The organism is Chroococcidiopsis cubana SAG 39.79, assembly GCF_003991895.1.
Taxonomy (GTDB): domain Bacteria; phylum Cyanobacteriota; class Cyanobacteriia; order Cyanobacteriales; family Chroococcidiopsidaceae; genus Chroococcidiopsis; species Chroococcidiopsis thermalis.
In genome coordinates, this window is the sequence record NZ_RSCK01000023.1 from 86669 (window position 1) to 89404 (window position 2736).

2 protein-coding genes are annotated in these 2736 nt (G+C 48.6%); both read right to left on the reverse strand.

From position 1 onward, the window contains the following. Positions 1 to 55: 55 nt before the first annotated feature. On the reverse strand, positions 56 to 1105 hold the full coding sequence (locus DSM107010_RS16115) for a polysaccharide deacetylase family protein (RefSeq protein WP_241994231.1): 1050 nt from the start codon (positions 1103 to 1105) through the stop codon (positions 56 to 58). Beyond that, positions 993 to 2672 (reverse strand): glycosyltransferase, encoded by a 1680-nt coding sequence (locus DSM107010_RS42275; protein WP_277871326.1) that lies wholly within the window; start codon positions 2670 to 2672, stop codon positions 993 to 995. The genes DSM107010_RS16115 and DSM107010_RS42275 overlap by 113 nt, the downstream gene beginning before the upstream one ends. Positions 2673 to 2736 lie beyond the last annotated feature (64 nt).

Here is a 2736-nt window from a genome sequence, read left to right on the forward strand (position 1 = left end):
AGACAAGGAAGAAACTCTAGCCACTAGCCACTAGCCACTAGCCACTCTTCACTGTTCAAACATCGAACCAACGCGATAGCCTCCTAGCAAACTCTTCTCCATTCCAGTTTTGAATTTCGACGCGGGGTAGCTCAAACAGATTGCTATGGCGTTGGACGCTAGCGTGAATCGTGGCACAAGCACAGTTAAAGCCAGCATCGCGGACGATAGCTACCGAGTCTGAGGTGTAGTTGCCGAAGGGATAGGAAAAGCTTGTCACCTCGTGTCCGAGCAGTTCTTCAAGTTGAGCTTTGCTGTGGTAAATTTCTTCTTGCTGCGAAGATAAGGGCAGAGAGCAGAGAAATGGATGCGCGATCGTGTGAGCGCCGATTTCAACGAGCGATCCCCGCTCTAGAGCTGCTACTTCTGATAAGGAGAGAGAACGATGGGTCGAACGGCTACCTGCTGTCATTCCCGCCCAGGTTAGCAGTCGATCTAAAATGCGATCGCGATCGCCTGCTGGTAAAACGCGAAGTAGTTTCCAGACCTCGTAATAGACCAACTGACGTGGAGTGGGGGGATCTTCCTGTTCTGCTTTCCAATGGCGATGCTGCTGGTATGTTGACTCGGTGTAATTGGCAAATTCTCCCAAATCCCACTGATATTGATAGCCATTGATATTTAGCTCTAGTTGCTGGGGTAATGCCCCAGGTTGCAAAAATAGCCGCTCTAACTCATCCCACCAAAATTCTCGTTCGCGATCGACATAGCCGCTAGCAATAAAGATAGTGGCAGGTACGTCATAGCGTTCGAGTATTGGCTTGGCATTGTGGAGGTTATCAGCGTAGCCATCGTCAAAAGTAATGACAACGTGACGGCGATGATGTTTGCCCTCTGCTACGTCTTGGCTCAATCGCCGCAGTTGTGTTAGCTGGGTATATTGGCGCAAGACTTGCAATTGCTCGGCAAAGTGCTGGGGTGTCACGCACAATCCCCAAGGGTCACAACTCACGTCAGTGACGCGATGATAGAGCAGAATCAGCGACCCTGGCTGAAGCCGGTTGCGACAGCGACGGGCAAACCGTCGTATCCGATTGGCTCCAGGTATTTTCCCAGGTATTTTCATGATTTACCTCTGGTTTAGTTACCCTCACGCTAATTAACAATTCATAATCAGGATCGAAGTAGTCTAGTTCTTCTTGGCGCAGTTCCTCGACGGCTAATCCTTGTAGAAATGACATTGCAGCTAATACATTGCCATACGCTTCTACTTTTATCTGGGCTGCTGGAAAAGCTTCAGAAAATAACTTCCGAGTTGAAAGGGTTGTAAATCGCCAGTATTCTCCCCAAGTTTCCATATCGCTACGGCTGACTTGGCTAATGCCAGCGAAAGTTGCTAATATAACTCCCCCTGGCTTCAATATCCTGTGTAGAGTTGCGATCGCCGCCCGCACGTCGTAAATAAACGGTAGGGTTTGCGTAATAATAATGCAATCGAAAGTATTTGAGGGTACGCTGTTTTCATCGCAACAGGTCAAGTCAGCGACTATTGTTGCTGCGAGGTTATCCTGAGTTACGTGCAGGATATCGCTTTTGCTGACGCGATCGCTGCCAAACTTGAGCGTGTATTTGTTTTCGCTCACTTCCAATACGTGTCCGCGTATGGCATCGGCATGGCTGGCAAGAAATTTCTCAATGTAATAGCGATCGATCGGCAAACCGCGATTGAAACCGAAGTTTTGGCTGACGGGTTTGAGACGGCGGAGATTACCAAAGCGCACTCCGCCCAAGTGTGACGTACCTCTAAATCTTTTTTGAAATTTCAGCCAGTACAGCAAGTCTCTAGGTAAAACCCGCCGCCCAGCTGACTTTAATACCGTTTTCGCCTGCTGTCGCCACAGTCTCAGCATTCGCCCTACTGGATACAACAATGGATACCGATAAGGCAGTAATTCTGTTTGGAGAACGCTCCACACCTGCGTTCTCTCAGCACCGCGATCGCGTAAGTAAGCCTCTACCCAACGCAAAAAAGTGCCACGAGCGGGACTGGGGTGAAAAGAGTTATACTCTCCCTCCTCAATTGCTATGCGACAACTACTTTGGGGGTGCTGTCGATATCGATCCCAGCATTTCCCTGAGACAAACACGGGTGCTTGAAGAAATATTTTGGTGTAAAAGACCATATCTTCGTACATGGTGCGAAATTCTGGCTCAAATTCACCAATCTTCTGAAATACCTCGCGGCGGATCAGGACGCTACAAGTAGATGCGACGGTAGATTCATTTTGTAAAAAGAGTTCTAGCAGCGTGGGTGGCTGGACTAGAGTGTCGGGTTCAACGCCCAGTTCTGTGAAATAGTTGTATTGGCGATCGCTCTGGTTTCCCGTCCAACTAAACCAAAAGTGAGTGCGTCCGTAAAGCATGGCGGCTTCGGGCTGCGATTCTAGAATAGCAACTTGTTGTACCAATTTCTGTGGCAACCAAATGTCGTCAGCATCGAGAAAAGCAATGTACTCGCCTTGAGCGTGACGAATGCCTAAATTCCGCGCTGCACTCATGCCGCAATTTTGATGATTTTCGTGTTCGAGATAACGGACTTTGTGAGGGTATTGTTCGGCATAGCGACGGGCGATCGCCGTACTCCCGTCCGTGGAGCCGTCATCAACTAATAGCAGTTCCCAGGGCAAACGCATCTAAATTTATACCAAGCTTAAAGTGATATTCTGGAACAAATACTTTTATGGAGAAATAAGCGTC

What these genes read in the sequence shown, in the direction of transcription:
- DSM107010_RS16115 (WP_241994231.1), bottom strand. Translation starts at nt 1,105, where the DNA reads ATGAAAATACCTGGGAAAATACCTGGAGCCAATCGGATACGACGGTTT.
- DSM107010_RS42275 (WP_277871326.1), bottom strand. Translation starts at nt 2,672, where the DNA reads ATGCGTTTGCCCTGGGAACTGCTATTAGTTGATGACGGCTCCACGGAC.